Annotated in this window: 17 protein-coding genes and 1 pseudogene; 13 read left to right on the top strand and 5 right to left on the bottom strand. The window is 42.1% G+C overall.

Annotated elements, in window-relative coordinates; genetic code table 11:
* Window positions 1-14: 14 nt before the first annotated feature.
* Window positions 15-767, top strand: a complete 753-nt coding sequence (locus STRCR_RS09465; protein ID WP_004229985.1) for an esterase family protein — start codon at window positions 15-17, stop codon at window positions 765-767.
* 276 nt (window positions 768-1,043) lie between these two features.
* Here STRCR_RS09465 and STRCR_RS09460 read toward each other — a convergent pair whose 3' ends face one another.
* Window positions 1,044-1,874 (bottom strand): alpha/beta hydrolase, encoded by an 831-nt coding sequence (locus STRCR_RS09460; RefSeq protein ID WP_004228933.1) that lies wholly within the window; start codon window positions 1,872-1,874, stop codon window positions 1,044-1,046.
* A gap of 712 nt (window positions 1,875-2,586) precedes the next feature.
* Window positions 2,587-3,270 (bottom strand): CPBP family intramembrane glutamic endopeptidase, encoded by a 684-nt coding sequence (locus STRCR_RS09455; protein ID WP_004228904.1) that lies wholly within the window; start codon window positions 3,268-3,270, stop codon window positions 2,587-2,589.
* A 639-nt stretch (window positions 3,271-3,909) separates the two neighbouring features.
* Between STRCR_RS09455 and STRCR_RS09450 the strand changes: the two genes are divergently transcribed.
* The 12 genes and pseudogenes from STRCR_RS09450 to STRCR_RS09395 all read left to right on the top strand — a co-directional run bounded on the left by STRCR_RS09450 (window position 3,910) and on the right by STRCR_RS09395 (window position 17,885).
* The gene (locus STRCR_RS09450) at window positions 3,910-6,381 is read left to right on the top strand and encodes a bifunctional DnaQ family exonuclease/ATP-dependent helicase (RefSeq protein WP_004225602.1); all 2,472 of its coding nucleotides are present in this window, start codon (window positions 3,910-3,912) and stop codon (window positions 6,379-6,381) included.
* 38 nt (window positions 6,382-6,419) lie between these two features.
* Complete coding sequence (locus STRCR_RS09445) at window positions 6,420-6,899, top strand: cell wall elongation regulator TseB-like domain-containing protein (protein WP_004229164.1); 480 nt, start codon at window positions 6,420-6,422, stop codon at window positions 6,897-6,899.
* Window positions 6,896-8,077 carry a pyridoxal phosphate-dependent aminotransferase gene (locus STRCR_RS09440; RefSeq protein WP_004229379.1) on the top strand — a complete coding sequence of 394 codons (1,182 nt, stop codon included), beginning with the start codon at window positions 6,896-6,898 and terminating at the stop codon, window positions 8,075-8,077. Before STRCR_RS09445 ends, STRCR_RS09440 begins: the two co-directional genes overlap by 4 nt.
* Window positions 8,078-8,079: 2 nt before the next feature.
* Window positions 8,080-8,451, top strand: a pseudogene (locus STRCR_RS09435) (VOC family protein).
* Between the two features lie 59 nt (window positions 8,452-8,510).
* Window positions 8,511-9,857 carry an asparagine--tRNA ligase gene (gene asnS, locus STRCR_RS09430; protein WP_004227027.1) on the top strand — a complete coding sequence of 449 codons (1,347 nt, stop codon included), beginning with the start codon at window positions 8,511-8,513 and terminating at the stop codon, window positions 9,855-9,857.
* A gap of 461 nt (window positions 9,858-10,318) precedes the next feature.
* On the top strand, window positions 10,319-11,413 hold the full coding sequence (locus tag STRCR_RS09425; protein ID WP_004226233.1) for an iron-containing alcohol dehydrogenase family protein: 1,095 nt from the start codon (window positions 10,319-10,321) through the stop codon (window positions 11,411-11,413).
* 17 nt (window positions 11,414-11,430) lie between these two features.
* Window positions 11,431-11,808 (top strand): RidA family protein, encoded by a 378-nt coding sequence (locus STRCR_RS09420; protein WP_004226588.1) that lies wholly within the window; start codon window positions 11,431-11,433, stop codon window positions 11,806-11,808.
* Window positions 11,809-12,146: 338 nt separating this feature from the next.
* The gene (locus STRCR_RS09415; RefSeq protein ID WP_004225139.1) at window positions 12,147-12,908 is read left to right on the top strand and encodes a DUF1003 domain-containing protein; all 762 of its coding nucleotides are present in this window, start codon (window positions 12,147-12,149) and stop codon (window positions 12,906-12,908) included.
* 319 nt (window positions 12,909-13,227) lie between these two features.
* Window positions 13,228-14,115: an RNase adapter RapZ gene (gene rapZ / locus STRCR_RS09410; protein WP_004229490.1), complete on the top strand. Its 888-nt coding sequence runs from the start codon at window positions 13,228-13,230 to the stop codon at window positions 14,113-14,115.
* Window positions 14,112-15,089, top strand: coding sequence for a YvcK family protein (locus STRCR_RS09405; RefSeq protein WP_004228394.1), 978 nt, complete (start codon window positions 14,112-14,114; stop codon window positions 15,087-15,089). Before rapZ ends, STRCR_RS09405 begins: the two co-directional genes overlap by 4 nt.
* A complete protein-coding gene (gene whiA, locus STRCR_RS09400; protein WP_004229060.1) occupies window positions 15,086-15,997 on the top strand; it encodes a DNA-binding protein WhiA in 912 nt (303 codons plus the stop codon). Before STRCR_RS09405 ends, whiA begins: the two co-directional genes overlap by 4 nt.
* A gap of 364 nt (window positions 15,998-16,361) precedes the next feature.
* Complete coding sequence (locus STRCR_RS09395) at window positions 16,362-17,885, top strand: zinc ABC transporter substrate-binding protein AdcA (RefSeq protein WP_004225401.1); 1,524 nt, start codon at window positions 16,362-16,364, stop codon at window positions 17,883-17,885.
* An 85-nt stretch (window positions 17,886-17,970) separates the two neighbouring features.
* On the opposite strand, the gene STRCR_RS09390 is transcribed toward STRCR_RS09395, so the two are convergent.
* The 3 genes from STRCR_RS09390 to STRCR_RS09380 all read right to left on the bottom strand — a co-directional run bounded on the left by STRCR_RS09390 (window position 17,971) and on the right by STRCR_RS09380 (window position 20,183).
* The gene (locus STRCR_RS09390) at window positions 17,971-18,213 is read right to left on the bottom strand and encodes a type B 50S ribosomal protein L31 (protein WP_004229899.1); all 243 of its coding nucleotides are present in this window, start codon (window positions 18,211-18,213) and stop codon (window positions 17,971-17,973) included.
* A gap of 113 nt (window positions 18,214-18,326) precedes the next feature.
* Window positions 18,327-19,556 (bottom strand): NAD(P)H-dependent oxidoreductase, encoded by a 1,230-nt coding sequence (locus STRCR_RS09385; RefSeq protein WP_040805047.1) that lies wholly within the window; start codon window positions 19,554-19,556, stop codon window positions 18,327-18,329.
* Between the two features lie 21 nt (window positions 19,557-19,577).
* Window positions 19,578-20,183 carry an NADPH-dependent FMN reductase gene (locus tag STRCR_RS09380; protein ID WP_004227097.1) on the bottom strand — a complete coding sequence of 202 codons (606 nt, stop codon included), beginning with the start codon at window positions 20,181-20,183 and terminating at the stop codon, window positions 19,578-19,580.
* Window positions 20,184-20,288: the final 105 nt, after the last annotated feature.

Below are 20,288 nucleotides of genomic sequence, written 5' to 3'. Positions count from 1 at the left end.
TGTTAGAGTAAGTTATGCATTTTGAAAGAAGAAGTCAGTGGTCGGGTGAACTTGGCCGTGAGATGTATTTTAATGTCTATGGTCATGCTGGTAAACCAGTTGTTGTTTTTCCTTCATCGGGCGGCAGTCAGGATGAATACGGCGATTTTGGTATGATCGAAGCCTGTCAGGACTTTATTGACCGTGGCTTGGTTAAATTCTATACACCAGATTCTTTTGATAATGAATCTTGGCTCTGTGAAGGAAAATCAGCCCATGATATGGCTTTGGCCCATGAAGCCTATGATCGTTATATCGTTAATGAACTGGTACCTCTGATTCGCTATGAATCTAATTGGGCAGGGGGCATGATGGCAACGGGTTGCTCCATGGGGGCCTTCCATACCATCAACTTTGCCTTGCGACATCCGGATCTCTTTGATGTAGCTGTAGCTCAGTCCGGTGTTTATGATGCCCGTTTCTTTACAGGAGAGTACTATGGCGATCCAGCTGTTTATTATAATTCACCTTTAGATTATCTCTGGAATCAGGAAGACTCTTGGTTTTTGGATCGTTATCGGCAGAATGCCTATATCGTTTCAGTTGGTCAAGGTGATTGGGAAGCTCCTCATATCGTTGATACCATGCGCTTGGAAGAAGCTTTTTCATCCAAGTCCATTCCCGGCTGGTTCGATTACTGGGGCAATGATGTTGCTCATGATTGGCCGTGGTGGCGCTTGCAGATGCCATACTTCTTAGGAAAATTAGAAGAAGACGGAAGGATTTAGTTATACATAAAAGATGGGAGTGGGAAAGACCCAAAAGATTGAAAATTTTGGGTCGTGTTCTCACCCCCCGCATAGTTGATTAGGATATCCGCGAACATTGCGGAGAAAGGATTTAAGACCTCCAATCAGCAGTAGTTCATTGGTGCTAAAGCACCTAATGAATTGTGCAGGGGTAAAACTTCTTGGCATAGCCAACAAGTCTTACTCCCAACCATTGCGTCAAACGGTTATTACTGCAAAAAAGATAAGGCTGGAATACTTTTCCAACCTTATCTTTTATTCTTTTAGCGTAAACTGTAAAAATTCAAGGAAGTGGTCAGCCCAATGTTTTTCGTGATGGATTTCATTGGCCATAACTCTTAGCTGGATATGCTCCATAGGCGTTCTTGATTTGAGCAGAGATTGATAGTAGTGAAGGCTGCAGTCGATATAGGCTTGATTCATATTAGGAGCGAACTGTTCATCAACCTCATCGCCTTCCTTGGTGCCCACTTGAATATAAACCTTGGTATCCTTTTTCAATGGGTGACTATTGCAGTAACGCAAAAAATCACGTTCACTGAACCACGAAGCCAGTGAGAAGACTCCCAAGCCACCAAAAACATCCGGATAGGCCGCTCCCATATAAGCAGTGATAATACCTCCCATGGATGAGCCGGCTAGCAGGGTATGCTCAGGATCTGATTTAGTACGATAGGTTTTATCAATAAAAGGTTTAACAGTGTTGACTACCCAATCTCCGTAAGCCATGCCATCTCCGCCGACACTGGCAGTTTCAGGCGTGGTTCCAACATCTGTCATCCAAGGGGCATATTCATTGAGCCGGTTGTCCTCAGCATTGTCAATTCCTACAACAATGACCTTAGGTAACTCTTTGTGACTCTTGATAGTTGGGATAATTTTCCAAGAGTAACCGGAGAAGGACTCCTTGCTGTAAAAAATATTTTGACCATCGTGCATATAGAGTACGGGATAGCTGGCCCAGTCTTCCTTGGCATAATCTTTAGGCAGAAGCACTCGAATACGGCGCTCTTCATCATAGTAGGGAACATGCAGGTAATGTTCTTCCATTTCTAGATAGTAATTGTTGAGTTTCGTTCGCTTCATTGTTTTCCTCTGTCTCATAACTGTTTTTATTATAGCATATAGAAAACTAAGAAACCAAATAAAATTAAACAATCAGAGAAAGACAAAACTTATCGAAAATGCAAAGCTTTTCTGGCTGAAACAGCCCAAAATCACTATAAGCCCAGTATTTTTTAGAGATTAGACTTGTTCGGTAACCAAAACTGCTATGCTAATTTCATGAAAACTGCATACGAAAAGCCCTAAAACTTTACTCAGAACATTTAAAATGATTAAGCTGAGTTGATTGTGGCCTTATCAATTATAAAATGCCTTAGCTTTTGAACAAGTCTATTATTTGATAACCAACATTGCTGCTATGGCTGATGCCGATCAAGAATAGGTTTTGCTATTGCTGAATGTCTGCTTTCACGAGGCGTATTTAAGATTGCTCCTAGTATAATAAAGGCACAGCTAAAGTCCCAGAGACCCAGTTGAGAAACTTCTGAGGAAAGAACCTTTGTATCAGTAGCAACTATACTTAAACAAGTCCAAGTAGGAGTAACTATCGACAAAAGTCATTGAACGTTTTGGTCATTTGAACATCTCCGTCAACAATGCTGTAGCCTTCCTTGCAGGTCCAGATTTTGCCTATGTTACAGGCTAAACCATTATCGTTGATGGTGGTATGCAGTTCCACTAATTTTACAGTAAAAGCGACCTCTCTGGCTTAGGAGGCCGCTTTTCAGTATAATTATTGAACGATTTGCATGAGCAGGATAAAGAAGACGGCAATGGCATTGTTAATGACATGAATGCTATAACCAAATTCAATACGCTTATTCATCATGGTGGTAAAGCCAATGACCAGCCCCATACCTGCGTAGGTAATCCAGAGTCCTAGGGACATCAGATTGTCAAGAGAGGACCATAGATGCAGTAGGCCAAAGAGAAAGCTGGTTACGATTAATCCCAGCCATTTCCAGCGACCAAAGCCAAAGAGTTTTTCAAAAAGGCACTTGCGGAAAATAATCTCCTCAAAAATAGGAGCGAAGACTACTGCAAAGATGAAGTAGAGGTAGATTGGCATCCCGAGACTATCAATGGCTGCCTGATTGGCTGAGGTGGTTGTGTGGGTCATCAGCTGGTGAATAATGCCTCCGATTATTTTGATAACAAAGAGGATAACCGTGCCAATACCAACATAGAGGGCGTACATGTCCCACTTAATTTTTTTTAAGGTCATGGGCTCTTTTAAAAGCCGTAAGCTCAACCAAGCCAGAACCGCAACAGCAGTTAACCCCAGACTAGCTATCAAGGCAGGTCCTGTATGTGACAGTTGCTTGTGGGCCAAAAACAAGGTTTGAGCCAGAAAGTCAAGGAATAAGAAAGCAAAGGCTAGGCCAATCCATTTAAGTTTATCGAGTAGGGTTTTCATGAGTCCCCTCCAATCTATTTGAATTCAGGATTTGGTCTGATTTGAGGCCAAATCTCAATTATCTATTACCTTAACGAAAAAAACAGAAGAAATCAAGCTGGTTTGAAAGATTTTGGTAATTTTGTGAACAATACATCAGGTTGGTTAAGAATAGACTTGTTCGAAAACTAAGGTATTGCATAATTAATAATGCGACAAATCAACTCAGCTTAATCATTTTAAATATTCTGAGTAAAGTTTTAGGGCTTTTCGCACGTAGTTTTCCATGAGTTCAGCCGTACCAATTTTGGTTACCGAACAAGTCTAATATTCAAAGAACCGGACAAGATCTAATGTTGTGCCCTAGCCCATGGAAGGGCTGCCCAGGCACAGTTGCTTTTAGATTTTGCTCCTCAGCTTATCTAGTGTCTAGCGATACAGCTGCGTCTGGATTAGATTGGTATGGTCAAGGCTTTTTACTGAAGGTTTTAAAAGTGTTTTAAATTTTTAATATTTTTCTGAGAGTAATTATGAAGGTAATCATATCAGAATTTTTAAATTACTAAAGCTGCTCTAAATTGCCTTGTAGAGTGGCTCTATATGGGTATCTTAGATTTGCGACTTCTTTCCACCCCTCATTCATGCTATAATAGAAGCACTATGACTGACAAGAAGCTTGGACGAAAATATGCCGTGGTTGACTTAGAAGCCACCAGCGCTTCGACGACGGCTCAGATTATTCAGGTTGGGATTGTCATTGTTGAGCAAGGTCAAATCGTCCAGACCTATGAGACCGATGTCAATCCTCACGAGTACCTGACCAATCATATTATTGAGCTGACAGGAATTACAGACCAGCAGCTGGCTAAAGCTCCCGATTTTTCTCAGGTGGCTGGAGAAATTTTTGACCTGATTAAGGACTGTGTCTTTGTAGCCCACAATGTGAAATTTGATGCTAATCTCTTGGCGGAACAACTCTTTTTAGAAGGTTATGAATTGCGGACTCCTAGAGTAGATACGGTGGAATTATCACAGGTTTTCTTCCCTACTCTGGAGCGTTATCGTCTGTCGGATTTGGCCTGGCATTTAGAGTTGAATTTGGAACAGGCCCACACGGCCATAACCGATGCCTATGCTACCGCTCAACTTCTGCTCAAGATTCAGGAGAAAATTGCTAGTTTACCTCGCTTGACGGTTGAGCGGATTTTGGATTTTGCGGACCATTTGCTGTATGAATCTCGTCTGGTAATTGATGAAGTCTACGTTGGAATGGCAGCCGAAATCCCCAAGGGTTTTCGTGACATTAATAATCTACTTGTAAGTGAAGTAGTTCCCTTACTGCAGGAACGGCAGTTATCAGCGGATTTTGCGACTAATTTGGCTCTCTTGGATTTGGAAGATAGGCCAGCTCAGGCAACTTTTGCTCAGGCAATCACCGATAATTATGAGCGACCTAAACCTCTTTTTATTCAGGCTCAAGCTGGGTTGGGAAAAACTTACGGCTATTTGTTGCCCCTTTTGACCAAGGTTAGGAATGAAAAAATCATTGTGACAGTACCGACCAAGGTTTTGCAGGATCAAATCATGGAGCAAGAAGGACAGCAGCTGGCTCAGGTTTTTCATGTCAATCTGCACAGTCTCAAGAGTCCGCGGAATTACATCAAATTAGATGCTTTCGCTGGAAGTTTGGCAAAGGATGATAGCAACCGATTGATCAATCGGTACAAGATGCAACTCCTAGTTTGGTTGACACAAACCCAGACGGGAGATCTTGATGAAATCAAGCAGAAACAGCGTTTTGAAGCCTACTTTGACCAAATTCGTCACGATGGTCATCTTAGCAAAAAGTCCCCTTTTTGGGACTGTGATTTCTGGAAGCTTTCCTATGACCGTGCTAAGCAAGCACGGGTTATCATTACCAACCATGCTTATTTCCTGACTAGGGTTGAAGATGACAAGGACTTTGTCAAGGGGCAGGTGCTAGTGGTTGATGAGGCCCAAAAACTCTTTCTCAATATGGAGCAATTCTCCAGACGGCAGGTTAATCTCAATCAGGTTATGAAACACTTGCATGAGGCCTTGGAGCATCCAAACAATCATCTTCAAGGTCGAATTCTGGAGAGCCTCCAGTATGAATTGTCCAATTTAAACCAGCAATTTTATCAGAATAGGCAGCTAACTATTCCAGACTGTCAGGTTGAAAAAATTCGACAAGATTTGTTGGAGCTAGATGAGCCTGACTTGTTTGAACTTAAGGAGCTGTTTGCCCCTGTTTTTTCTGATTTTTGGCTCAGTCAGGATTGGTCTCAAGAACATCGTATCACTAAGCTGAATAGTGCTCGCCTGGATTTTATGAATCTCAAGGATTTTCTGCCAGAGACGGCCAAAACTTATTTTGTTTCAGCCAGTCTGGATATTAGCGAGCAGGTTTCCCTGCCTGATCTGCTAGGCTTTAAGGTTTACGATTATCAGCGATTAGCTCAAGAACGCCAGATGGGACAAGAAATCTGGTTGGATAGCTCTATGCCAGCTATTCCTGACTTGTCCGCTCAGGACTATGCCCAAGAAATTGCTAGCCGTTTGATAGGGTTGAGCCAACTGAACAAACCCATTCTGGTGCTCTTTAATGCTAAAAAGCCCATGTTTGATGTCTCTGAAAAACTGGATGAAGTAGATTTATCCCACCTCTGCCAGCACAAGAATGGTCTAGCCGCCAATGTCAAACGACGGTTTGATAAGGGGGAAGCAAGTATCCTCCTAGGGACAGGCTCTTTCTGGGAAGGGGTAGATTTTAATAATCAGGACAATCTGATTGAAGTTGTCACCCGTCTTCCCTTTGATAATCCTGAAGACCCCTTTACAAAAAAACTCAATCGTCAGTTGGTCCAAGATGGTAAACATCCATTCTATGATTATAGCCTACCGGTGACTATCTTGCGGCTTATGCAGGCTATTGGCCGGAGCAAGCGGCGTCAGTCTCAAAAGTCAGCAGTAGTTATTTTAGATAAGCGAATCTTGACGAAAGGTTACGGTCGCTTAATTTATGATACTCTTGCCCAAAGATTTCCTGTGTCGGAGAGAAAATTTGTAAGAATATTGCCAGAATTGGCTCATTTTTTCAAAAATATTTGATATAATAAGTTTTATTAATGTATTAGAAGGTTGATCGTATGGAAGAGCCTAAAAAGAGGCATTTTTGGCGGTATTTTATCAGCGTCTTGTTAATCTTGGCCTTAGCCCTTGCCGGAGCCATTAGTTTCTTTATCGGAGCCACTAAACCCCAAAAAGAAATGAAGACTGAGGCGATTAAAACAGCAAGGCAGTATGCAGATTTCAGCTCCATTAGTACCGTCCAGCAGTACAATGGCAAGGAAGTTTTTTATACAGTATTTGGTCAGGATGAATCTGGACAAAAGATTATGGTAACCATCAATAAAAAGCATTCTGGTCAAGTTTATGTTTATCATGCTGATCAGGGTATCAGTTCTAAGGATGCCCAAAGAGTAGCTAAATCTAATGGTGCTGAAACCATTCAAAAGACAACCTTTGGCATGGCTGAGGGTGTCCCAGTTTGGGAGGTTCGTTCTGGTGGTGCCTATTATCTTGTTAATTTTGAAACCGGCGATCTTATAAAAAGGGAGGGACTATGACCTATTTGTCAAATCGTGTTTTAGAAATGGAAGAAAGTATCACCCTAGCTGCGGGAGCGCGTGCTAAAGAACTCAAGTCACAAGGACGTGATATTCTCAGTCTGACTTTAGGACAGCCTGATTTTGTAACGCCCAAGAATATCCAAGAAGCTGCCATTAAGGCTATTGAGAGTGGTCGGGCTTCCTTTTATACAGTTGCTTCTGGTTTGCCTGAGCTTAAGGCTGCTATCAATACCTATATGGAAAAATTCTACGGTTATTCAGTTGAGACCAACCAGATTGTAGCAGGAACGGGGGCAAAATTTATTCTCTATGCCTTCTTCATGGCAGTCCTTAATCCAGGTGATGAAGTTATTATTCCGACACCTTATTGGGTATCTTATGCTGACCAAGTCAAGGTCGCCCAAGGTCAATCTGTCTTTGTTCCAGCTAAGGAAGAAAATAATTTCAAGGTGACTGTTGATCAGCTAGAGGCTGCTAGAACAGATAAAACCAAGGTCTTTCTTCTCAACAGTCCATCCAATCCAACGGGGATGATTTATGAAGCTGATGAATTACAGGCTATTGGCGATTGGGCTGTCCAACACGATATCCTGATTTTAGCTGATGATATCTACGGACGTTTGGTCTACAATGGGGCTGAATTTACACCGATTTCAACCTTGTCTCAGGCTATCAGACAGCAGACTATTGTAATCAATGGAGCTGCCAAATCTTATGCCATGACAGGTTGGCGGGTTGGCTTTGCCGTTGGCAACCCAGAGATTATCGGAGCTATGGGTAAAATTATCAGTCAGACGACCTCTAATCTTACGACAGTTTCCCAATATGCAGCTATTGAAGCTTTTACAGGGGATCAGTCCACGGTTGAAAACATGCGGCAGGCCTTCGAGGAAAGGCTTAATACGATCCATCCCCTGCTCAATGAAATTCCTGGTTTCAAAACGGTCAAGCCACAAGGGGCCTTCTATCTCTTCCCAAATATTAAGGAAGCGATGAAAATGAAGGGCTACGATGATGTGACCGACTTTACCACTGCTATCTTGGAAGAAACGGGTGTTGCCCTAGTAACGGGTGCCGGTTTTGGGGCACCTTACAATGTCCGCCTCAGCTATGCAGCCGATTTGGATACGCTCAAGGAAGCTGTTCGCCGAATTAAGGCATTTATGGAGAAATAAAAATGATTGATCATTTTGGGATTCAAGTAACGGATTTACAAGCTTCAAAGCAATTTTATCAAAAAACGTTGGCGCCACTTGGTTACGAATTGCGATTTGATAATGAGTATGCGGCTAGTTTTGGAGAAACTCGTAGTACTGATCCAGGAGGAGACTTCTGGTTGGGAGTTGCTCAGCAAAAGCCCATAACACTTTGCTTTTAATGCAAAGACGCATGCGGAGGTAGATGCCTTTTTCCAGGCGGGTTTAGCTGCTGGTGGTCAGGACAATAGTGCCCCAGGATTGCGCTCGCATTACCATCCTAATTACTATGCAACTTTTTGATAGATCCAGATGGAAATAATATTGAAGCTGTCTGCCATAAGGAAGAGTAAATTTTTGGCTAGAAAATATAATAAAGTAAAGATAATAAAAGAAAAGAGAAATGAATTTAATGACTAAAGATTTAGTAAGCATTAGTGATGTACCAAAACATGTTGGAAAAGAAGTTACCATCGGCAGCTGGGTTGCCAACAAATCTGGTAAAGGAAAGATTGCCTTCCTCCAACTCCGTGATGGAACTGCCTTTTTCCAAGGTGTCGCTTTCAAGCCAAACTTCATCGAAAAATACGGTGAAGAAGTAGGTCTCGAAAAATTCGATACTATCAAACACTTGAGCCAAGAAACCTCTGTCTATGTGACTGGTATTGTCAAAGAAGACGAGCGTTCAAAATTTGGCTATGAACTGGATATCACGGATATCGAAGTAATTGGTGAATCAAAAGACTATCCCATCACACCAAAAGAACACGGGACAGACTTCCTCATGGATAATCGTCACCTTTGGTTACGCTCACGTAAACAAATGGCCATTATGCAAATCCGTAACGCCATTATTTATGCGACTTACGATTTCTTTGATAAGAATGGCTTCATCAAGTTTGACAGCCCGATTCTGTCAGGCAATGCTGCTGAAGATTCAACTGAATTATTTGAAACGGACTACTTTGGTACTCCAGCCTACTTAAGTCAATCTGGTCAGCTTTACCTTGAAGCGGGTGCTATGGCTCTTGGCCGCGTCTTTGACTTTGGTCCCGTTTTTCGAGCTGAAAAATCTAAGACTCGCCGCCACTTGACTGAGTTCTGGATGATGGATGCAGAATATTCCTTCCTCAACCATGAGGAATCACTTGATCTTCAAGAAGCCTATGTTAAAGCTTTGATCCAAGGCGTTCTTGACCGTGCTCCGCAAGCTTTGGAAATCTTGGAACGTGATGTTGATCTGCTTAAGAGCTATATTGACAAGCCTTTCAAACGCGTCTCTTATGACGATGCCATTGACCTTTTGCAAGAACATGAAAATGATGCGGATACCGACTATGAACACCTAGAGCATGGTGATGATTTTGGGTCACCACATGAAACTTGGATTTCAAACTACTTTGGTGTGCCAACCTTTGTAGTCAACTATCCAGCCAGTTTCAAAGCCTTTTACATGAAGCCCGTACCTGGCAATCCAGACCGCGTCCTCTGTGCCGATCTTTTGGCCCCAGAAGGCTACGGTGAGATCATTGGGGGTTCCATGCGTGAAGATGACTATGATGCTCTCGTCGCTAAAATGGATGAGTTGGAAATGGACAAGTCAGAGTATGACTTTTATCTTGACTTACGTAAATACGGTTCCGTGCCCCATGGTGGTTTCGGTATCGGTATCGAACGGATGGTGACCTTCGTAGCAGGCACCAAACACATTCGTGAAGCTATCCCCTTCCCACGGATGCTCCATCGGATCAAACCGTAACGAAAGAGCAGAACTAAGTGCTTGTGGTTTAGTTAGGTTCCTCACTAACTCTGAAAATTCAGTATCATGACTGAATCTTCTTTATACCGTAAAATACTAGAGTGCTAAACAACTTGAAGAAGAAGTAGAAAGCCACCTGAAAAATTAACATTTTTCAGGTGGCTTATCTTTTTTCAAATTTCAAAGAGCTTCAATGTCTTCAATTGGTGATGAACAAACTAAAAGTGCAGCAAGCTGATATTAACGGCCTATCATTTTTATTTTCGAAGCCTATTCAACGGTATGTCAAGGTAAAAAACAGTGTTTTGTTCTTTTTGGCCATTTTCTTTTATTGGCATCGTTTTAATCTTCTGAATATTTTGCTATAATAGGAAATATCGTGGGAGCGTAGAAACTCCCTAAAAATGATACTTGTCACCGCCAATCAGACGATGACCAATGATTGATTTGGAGGATAATAAATGACAACTAACGTAATGGCTAATTATAGCTATGGAGAAGACTGCTATCAAGAAATTCCCACAGTTCTCAAACCTTATGGTATTAAAAGTGTTGCCCTGATTGGAGGGAAACGAGCACTGGCTGCGACAGAGAGTGAAGTCCGGGCTATTTTAAGCAAGGCTGGCATTAAAGTGACAGGAAGTTTTGTCTACGGGGTGGATTCAACCCAAACTAATATTGATAAGTTGGCGGCCAATCCGGATGTGCAAAAGGCAGATGCCCTCTTTGGTTTCGGTGGCGGACGGGCTATCGACACGACTAAAATGGTTTCTAAGGCATTAGATAAGCCAACTTTTACCTTCCCGACTATTTGTTCTAACTGTTCAGCCGGTACGGCTATTGCTGTTGTCTACAAGGATGATCACTCTGTACTCCGCTATGGTTACCCAGACTCACCTTTGCATATTTTTATCAATACTCGTGTTATTGCGGAAGCGCCAAGCAAGTACTTCTGGGCTGGCATTGGTGATGGAATTTCTAAGGCTCCGGAAGTGGAGCATGCGGTAGCAGAGGCTAAGAAAAACGGTTTGGCTGAACTACCTCATACGGCGACCTTGGGGCATGCCGTTGCCCTATCATCCAAGGATGCCTTCTATGACTATGGTAAGCAGGGGCTGGAAGATGTTAAAAATAATAAAGCTTCTAAAGCGGTTGAAGAAATTGCTTTGGATATCGTTGTCTCAACGGGTTACGCTTCAAACTTAGTCAATCAGCCTGACTTTTATTACAATTCTTGTCATGCACATGCCTTTTACAATGGAACAACAGCTGTTCAACGGCAGGGGGAATATCTTCATGGTGTTGTTGTTTCCTATGGTGTTTTGGTCCTTCATGCCTATTTCCAAGAACAAGACGAACTGGTAAGAGTAGCGAAATTCAATAGAGAGCTGGGACTGCCAACTACCCTTAAGGAGTTGGGCTTGACAGAGGCCGATATTCCAAAAATTGTCGACGTTGCTCTGACTACCAATGAATATAAAAATACACCTTTTGATGCTGATAAATTTGCTCAGGCTATCCGAGACGTTGATAAACTGGGACAAAGTCTAGACTAAAAGAAAGTGTGATTCAGATGAAAACCTTCCATACCGATAATGCTCCCCAGGCCTTAGGCCCTTACGTTCAAGCTAAACAAGCAGGTAACCTTCTCTTTGCTTCTGGTCAGGTTCCTCTTTCCCCTGAGACAGGGCAAGTAGTTGGAACCGGTATTGAAGCACAGACGCAACAGGTCCTTAAAAATATCAGAGCTATCTTGACAGCAGCCGGGACTGATTTTGACCATGTGGTCAAAACAACCTGTTTCTTGAGTGATATCAATGATTTTGCTGCCTTCAACGATGTCTATGCGACAGCTTTTAAAGAAGAATTTCCAGCTCGCTCTTGCGTCGAAGTGGCTCGTCTACCTAAGGATGTCAAAGTAGAAGTTGAAGTAATTGCTTATTTAGACTAGATTATTAAAAACATGATTAAAGACCGCTGAAGAACCAGCGGTCTTTAATAGACTGATTTGGGAACAGCCTCTTAGCCGAGCTTAACCTTTGAAAATTAGGCTGGTCTGTCTCGACAGATTTTATCATGGCCCATCTTATCAGTATTTTTACTGAGTTCTATTGGTAGATTAATGTTGACTTTGCCATGCCAGCTAAAGAATTAACCTGATGGACATTGCCTAATCAACCATGCTTACTTGCCGATTATGGAGCTATTATCAACCACGTAGAAGCTTGTTGCCTGTCCTCTAAAGGTTATTTTTGCTATAATAAACTGGTAAAGAAAGAAGGTCAAGCTATGCCAGAAGATAAGCTCGTTTACGACGCTTTAAACCATCAACCCTATCACTTGACAGAAGGGGTCTTTTTATCGGAAATTGATGGCCGACTCAAACATCTGATTACACATGATTATCCTTATTTGGAGGATGGCGATTTTATCTCCAACAAAGATCTCCTCCATTACCGCTTGCTCTTTCTCAACCGAACGATTGAACGGGCTCAGGATAAAAATGACCGTGTGCGAGAGACTGTTTATCAGGTTTCTAAGAATAAGGACTACCAGACTGTTGATGTACCCGAGGCTTGGGACCGCAAGGTAACCTTTGGCCAGCGGATAGCCGATGATGTTGCTCGCTTTGGTGGTTCATGGACCTTTATTATCAGTTTTACCCTCTTTATGGCAGCCTGGATGGCTCTCAATGTTTATCAGCCCTTTGGGATTCATTTTGATGCTTATCCTTTTATTTTGCTCAATCTGGCCCTATCAACTCTGGCAGCTATTCAAGCTCCCCTGATTATGATGAGCCAGAACCGAGCTTCTGATTATGATCGCTTCCAAGCCAAAAATGATTTTAATGTCAATAAAAAGTCTGAGGAAGGCATTCGCCTGCTCCACACCAAGATGGACCACTTGGTTCAACAAGACCAATCAGACCTCTTGGAAGTGCAGAAGTTGCAAACTGAAATGTTAGCTTCTATTACCCAACAGCTGGATAATTTGCAACAGACCAATTATGAGCTTAAGGAGCAGTTAGTCACAAAAAAACTTCCTAGTTAAAATAATTGGAAGGATTTGGGAGAAAATCAAAACTTCCGACCATTTATTTACTCCTACATTTTCAGGATTTGGCTATCAGGTCCGCTGACTGTTTGGCTTAGCATTTGGTTCAATAAGAATAGAGCAGCATCTCTACCTAGCTAAAGGGCTAAATACTAAAACTTTTCATCGCATACAGACTGCTGCCTTAAGATTTAATTATAGTAAAAACGGGACTCGATAAGCTTTTTATACGTAATCTTCAAAGATTACAATGTTTTGTGGGTGAGAGCGAAGCCATCATGGCTGTTTGTCCCAGCCCGATGAAGGGAGAAGATTCATGATAAATCCGATTAATTTAGTAATTGTAACAGGAATGAGTGGTGCCGGTAAGACGGTCGCCATTCAATCCTTTGAAGATATGGGGTATTTTACCATTGATAACATGCCACCAACCCTAGTGCCTAAATTTATGGAATTGGTTAGCCACAGTGAGGATAATGACAAGGTGGCTCTTGTCGTCGATATGCGGAGTCGCCTCTTTTTCAAGGAAATCAATTCCATTTTAGATGAATTGGAGAAAAATTCAGCTATTAATTTTAAGATTCTCTTCTTAGATGCAACAGATGGCGAATTAGTGGCTCGCTACAAGGAAACCCGCCGCAGTCACCCACTGGCTGCCGATGGTCGAGTTATGGACGGCATCAAGCTGGAACGTGAGCTTCTAGCTCCTCTCAAGAGCCTGAGCCAGAATGTAGTGGATACGACAGAATTAACTCCACGCCAACTGCGTAAGACCATCTCTGAACAATTCTCCTCAGATAACGATGCGGCACCTTTCCGGATTGAAGTCATGAGTTTTGGTTTTAAGTACGGCTTGCCACTGGATGCTGACCTCGTTTTTGATGTACGTTTTCTACCCAATCCTTACTATATTCCCGAATTGCGCAATCAAACGGGACTAGATCAAAATGTAGCTGACTACGTCATGAACCATGCGGCATCCGAAGATTTTTACAGTCATCTTTTGAGACTAATACAACCAATCCTGCCGGGCTATCAAAAGGAAGGCAAGGCTATTTTGACCATTGCTATTGGTTGTACAGGGGGTCAACACCGTAGTGTTGCCTTCGCCCACCGACTTGCTCAAGACCTCAAGCAGGATTGGACTGTCAATGAAAGCCACCGTGATAAGGACCGACGGAAGGAAACGGTGAACCGCTCATGAGAAAACCCAAGATTACAGTCATTGGTGGTGGAACTGGAATTCCAGTCTTGCTCAAGAGCCTTCGCCATGAAAATGTTGATATCACAGCCATTGTGACCGTAGCTGATGATGGCGGTTCCTCAGGTGAGCTCCGTTCGGCCATGCAGCTGACTCCGCCTGGTGATCTGCGCAATGTCTTGGTTGCCATGAGCGATATGCCCAAGTTCTATGAGAAAATTTTTCAATATCGTTTCAATGATGGAGATGGGGCTCTGTCGGGTCACCCTCTGGGGAATTTGATCATCGCTGGAATTTCTGAGATGCAGGGCTCAACCTATAATGCCATGCAGATTCTTAGCAAGTTTTTCCATACCACGGGCAAAATCTATCCCGCAAGCGAAGACGCCCTGACCCTTCATGCTGTCTTTCAAGATGGCCATGAGGTAGTAGGAGAGTCTAGCATAGCAGACTATGACGGCATGATTGACCACGTTTTTGTTACCAATACTTACAATGCCAAACAACCCTCAGCCAGCCGTAAAGTTGTAAAAGCTATTATGGATAGTGATATGATTGTTCTCGGTCCTGGTTCACTCTTTACCTCCATTCTGCCCAATCTCGTCATTCCTGAAATCAAGAAGGCTTTATTAGAAACACAGGCAGAAGTAGCCTATGTTTGCAATATCATGACTCAGTACGGTGAAACAGAGCAATTTTCGGATGCCGACCATGTGGCAGTTCTCAATCGTCATTTAGGTGCTGATGTCATTGACACTGTTTTAGTCAATATTGAACCTGTTCCTAAAGACTACATGGACACCAATAAGTTTGATGAATATCTGGTTCAAGTTGACCATGATTTTGAAGGGTTGCAGAAGCTGGTTAAGCGAGTGATTTCTTCCAATTTCTTGCGTTTGGAAAATGGCGGAGCCTTCCACCATGGTGAGTTGGTCGTTGAAGAATTGATGCGATTAACCAAGAGGAGAAAACGATGAGCTTCACCACCCAAGTCAAAGAAGAAGTGCTGGGCTTAGCGGATGCGGACCGCAGCCAGCTATCGGCTTTCATTAAAATGTCTGGGAATTTGGGATTGACTAGCAGTGGCCTGACCCTGTCCATTCTAACTGAGAATGCAAAAATCGCCCGCCATATCTATTCGCTTTTGGAAGACCTCTATGGTGTTCAACCGGATATTCGCTACCATCAAAAGACCAATTTGAAAAAAAATCGTGTCTATACTGTTTTTGTCGATCAAGAAGTTGACCTTATCCTTTCTGATTTGCAATTAGCAGATTCATTTTTTGGTATTGAAACTGGGATTGCCGACTCTATTCTCCACGATGATGAAGCAGGCCGGACCTATTTGCGTGGAGCCTTTTTAGCTAATGGTTCTATCCGTGATCCTGAATCGGGCAAGTACCAATTGGAAATTTTCTCAGTCTATCAGGACCACGCTGAGGATTTGGCCCAACTGATGCAAAAATTCATGCTGGATGCTAAAGTCATTGAACATAAAAATGGCGCGGTGACCTATCTGCAGAAGGCTGAGGATATCATGGATTTTCTCATCGTTATTGGTGCTATGCAGGCCAAGGATGCTTTTGAAGAGATTAAAATCATGCGAGAGACTAGAAATGACCTCAATCGGGCCACTAATGCAGAAACTGCTAATATCGCTCGCACCGTAACAGCTAGTATGAAAACCATCAATAATATTATTAAGATTATGGATACAGTTGGCATGGATATTCTGCCGGTAGAATTGCGGCAGGTTGCTCAGGTTCGAGTGGATCATCCTGATTATTCTATCCAGCAGATTGCAGACAGCCTAGAAATCCCTCTAACCAAAAGTGGTGTTAACCACCGCCTCCGCAGAATCAATAAGATTGCTGATGAACTCTAACAGATAAGAGACGTTAAAAACTTCTATAATGTTGAAAGCTGGCTGAAACTCCTCTTTTTCAAGTCAGCTCTTCGGTGCTTTAGCCTATGTTCAATAGTATAAAAGAGGGAAGCGTCTAATATTGTACTGACCCCAAAAAGTTGGACAAGAAATTATTGAAGGGATTTAGTTCTGTATCACACAGGGCCAAGTCCCTTTTAGTTTTGCTTTAATTCGTACGTTGTTGTAGTAAAAATAATCCAGCCATTTGGTAAAAACTTGTAAATAGTCAGTTATTTTTTCACAAAGGACTTGCACTTCTGTTTATTTGTGATATACTTAACCAGTAAACAATTTAATTAACCAGTTAAGGAAGGTAAGTGATATGAAGAAAAAGAGAATAACAATAATTGGAATCTTGCTGATTTTAGCTTGTGCAATTGTCGGTGGTATCTGGTTCAATGAACATGAGAAACAGAAGTCTGGTGATATCGAGGTGGTGGCCACTTTCTACCCCATGTATGAATTCACTAAAAATGTCCTAGGAGATCAGGGACATGTTAGTTTGCTCATAAAGGCAGGTAAGGAGCCTCATGACTTTGATCCTTCGACCAAGGATGTGGCAACGATCCAAAAGGCTGATGCTCTCGTTTATGATAATGAGAGTATGGAAACCTGGATACCTAAAGTGAAGAAATCCATCGGTAAGGATAAGACTGATTTTATTCGAGCTACCGGTAATATGGTTCTCTTGGCTGGAAGCGAAGAAGAAGGTAAAGAAGAAGGACATGAAGGCCATCATCATGAATTTGATCCCCATGTATGGTTATCACCACAACGGTCCATTAAACTGGTAGAAAATATTCGTGATAGCCTATCTAAGAAGTATCCCAACAAGGCTAAAATTTTTAAGAAAAACGCCGCAACTTATATTAAAAAACTGGAAGCCTTAGATAAGGAATACAGTTCAGCCCTTTCTGCTGCTAGGCAGAAGAGCTTTATCACCCAGCATGCTGCTTTTGCTTACCTAGCATTGGATTATGGCCTCAACCAAATCCACATCAATGGTATTTCTGCAGAAAGTGAACCATCAGCCCAGCATTTAGCCAATTTATCCCAACAGGTTAAAGATTCCGGCATTAAATACATTTATTTTGAAGAAAATGCCTCATCAGCTGTTTCGGAAACCTTAGCCAAAGAAGCTGGTGTTGAAACCTTGGTTTTGAATCCTATCGAAAGTTTGACCGAAGGAGAGATGAAGGGTGGTCAAGACTACTTGTCCATCATGCGACAAAATCTGAAGAATTTGCGGAAGACAACAGATAGTCAAGGGCAAGAAGTCCCAGCAAAGGAAGCTGAAAAGACTGTTCAAAAAGGCTATTTCAAGGATACCGATGTTACAGATCGCAGGTTATCTGACTGGACTGGCAGTTGGCAGTCAGTTTATCCTTATCTTCAAGATGGTACCTTGGATCAAGTCTGGGACTATAAGGCCAAACTCAACAAGGATATGACAGCCAAAGAATACAAAGATTACTATACCAAGGGTTATAAAACGGCTGTTGAAGCTATCTCTATTAATGGTAAGAAAAATCAGGTAACCTTCACCCAACATGGTAAAAAACATACCTACACTTACAAATATGTTGGCTATAAGATTTTAACCTATAAGAAAGGGAACCGTGGTGTTCGCTACCTCTTTGAAACTAAAGATAGTAAGGCTGGAGAATTCAAATACATCCAGTTTAGTGATCATAATATTTCAGAGACTAAGGCAGCCCATTTCCATCTCTTTTGGGGCGATTCCGATCAAGATACGATTTTAAAGGAGATGGACAACTGGCCGACCTACTACCCTAAGGACATGACAGGACATGAGATTGCTCAAGATCTCGTTGTTCACACCTAAGTCGAAAAACTGAGCTGAAAATAATTCCAGCTCAGTTTTCTTTTTTAGATAGAGAAAAAACAGCTCATCAGAGCTGTTTTCAATCTTATTTGAGGCCGTATTTTTTGTTGAAGCGATCGACACGTCCATCTGCTTGTGTGAACTTTTGACGTCCAGTGTAAAATGGATGTGAATCTGAAGAAATTTCAACACGTACCAATGGGTAAGTTTCACCTTCGAATTCAACAGTCTCTTTAGAAGGTTTTGTTGAACCACTAAGGAACTTGTAACCTGTAGTTGTATCAAGGAATACGACTGGACGGTATTCTGGATGGATATCTTTTTTCATTCTTTTAAATTTCCTTTCTGCCATAGCTCTTTTAAGCCATAGTTTAATAACTATTCTAGTTTAACAAAGTTCCCTAACTTTGGCAAGACTTTTGGTCAAATTCTTTAAGGTTTTTAGTGAGAAGATGCACCAGAAGTAGCATCGGCATCAGGTTGGGATCCGCTGTTAGAAGAAGATGCACCGGAAGTAGCATCAGCACTGGCAGGTCCGGCAGCTGGGGCTGTTCCACCAGCCAAATGTTGACCAGTAGTTTCCAGATACCAGTCTAACCAAGGCTTGAAGTTGAAGACAATTTCATTAATGCCTGCATAAGAACCGTCATCATAGTACATAGCTTGGTAATTATGGGTATTGAGGACAGCTGGATTGGGATTAGGAATTAAGGTCCGAACGACTTCTTGATCGCCATTGCGCAGAGTACCAATAACCCATTCAACATTTTTCATTCGATTAGCTGGTAGGCTGTTGTGGACTGTTGACAAACGGCTGCCTGACTGTGATGGAACACGTTTTGCAAACATGGTTTCTGGGTCTTGGTGAGCATTATTGTAGTAGAGAAATTGGTTGTTATCATCCGCATAGGTCAATTCAAAAGGCATAGACTTGAGGAACATATTGATTTGATCGACAGTTAGGATGCCATGGTCAAGCTTGACATAGGTATTACCCGAGACAGCACCAGTAATTTCGGCCACTTTTTCAACCCAGTCTGGATCATCAGGATCAACTTCGGTTACAGTGGTTGCAATTGGATGGTTACAATCCAAATCTTCTGGTTCGATAGGTTTTGGTTTTTTCAATTTTGAAACGACCTCCACATATTTAACAAAGTTATCTAAGCAGGTACTAAGAAAATCAACAGTTCCTTGGTTGATGATATCACCATTATCATCAAAGGCTTCTTTTGCCTTGCCCAAGAGAAATTCATTACCGGGTAGGGTGTAAGCATTGACACCAGGTGCATCTAAAATTTTTCTCAGATGGACCTGAGCTCGTGAAGTTCCTTGATCATAGTAGGAAGCTCCGACAATCATGACGGGTTTGTTTTCAAAGGGATGGAGGTTGAAAGATAGCCATTCTAAAGTGCTCTTAAGTGCCGGTGTGATGGTATGATTATGCTCTGGTGTTGCAATGATGACACCATCAGCTCGGGTAATTTTATTATAGAGGTATCGGACTGCAAAGGAATCCGACTGGTCCTCGTCTTGATTGAACATTGGAACATCTTTGATTTCCAAAAGTTCTAGTTCGAACTGAAATTTAAAGTGCCGACGAATATATTCCAGCAGCATGCGGTTATAAGATGTTTCTGCGTTTGAGCCTACAAGTCCAACAAATTTCATCGTCATTTTTTATCCTCCCCTTTAATTCAACGTTTCCCAGTTAAAGTTTTCAGCCTCTTTTTTCAAGAGTTCTTTGGCATGAGACATCTTTTCTGTCATTTTTACAAAAATTCGGAAGTCATCGAAAATAGCATCCAATTTTTGACTGGTTTCAATGTCATTGAGCTCCCCTTTAGGATCAAAGGCTTGTAAGGAATGAGATAAAAGAAATTCATCAGGGAGAACATTGGCTTTGAGTTCTGGGGCATTGAGAATTTGTCGCAATTGGAGCTGGGCACGAGAAGAACCCAGGGTCCCATAGGAAGCTCCTGTAATCATGACTGGTTTGTTAAGCATGGGATAGATACCATAGGAGAGCCATGCCAGGGCATTCATCAGAACCGCAGGGACAGAGTGATCATATTCGGGTGTTCCAATAATCACCCCGTCTGCGGCTTCAATTTTAGCAGCCAGCTGTCTAACGGTTTCAGGTAGTATGCGATCCGCAGGTTTATTAAAGAGAGGTAAGTCCTTAATTTCAACCAACTCGATGTCTGCCTTGTCAGTAAAATGTTTTTGAATATATTGTAACAGCTGCCGGTTAGTAGATTTCTTAGAATTTGTTCCAACAATTCCGATAATTTTCATAATGTGACCTCCTTTTGAATGCAATGTTATTGTAGCAAAAAAGAACCTCTTTTGAAAGCGCTAAGAAACTGTATTCACAACTTTAAATTCTTAGCGTCAGCTGGG

The organism is Streptococcus criceti HS-6 (assembly GCF_000187975.2).
GTDB classification, from domain to species: domain Bacteria; phylum Bacillota; class Bacilli; order Lactobacillales; family Streptococcaceae; genus Streptococcus; species Streptococcus criceti.
Note: the sequence above shows the minus strand (reverse complement) of the source record. Positions and strands in the feature narration are given on the sequence as shown.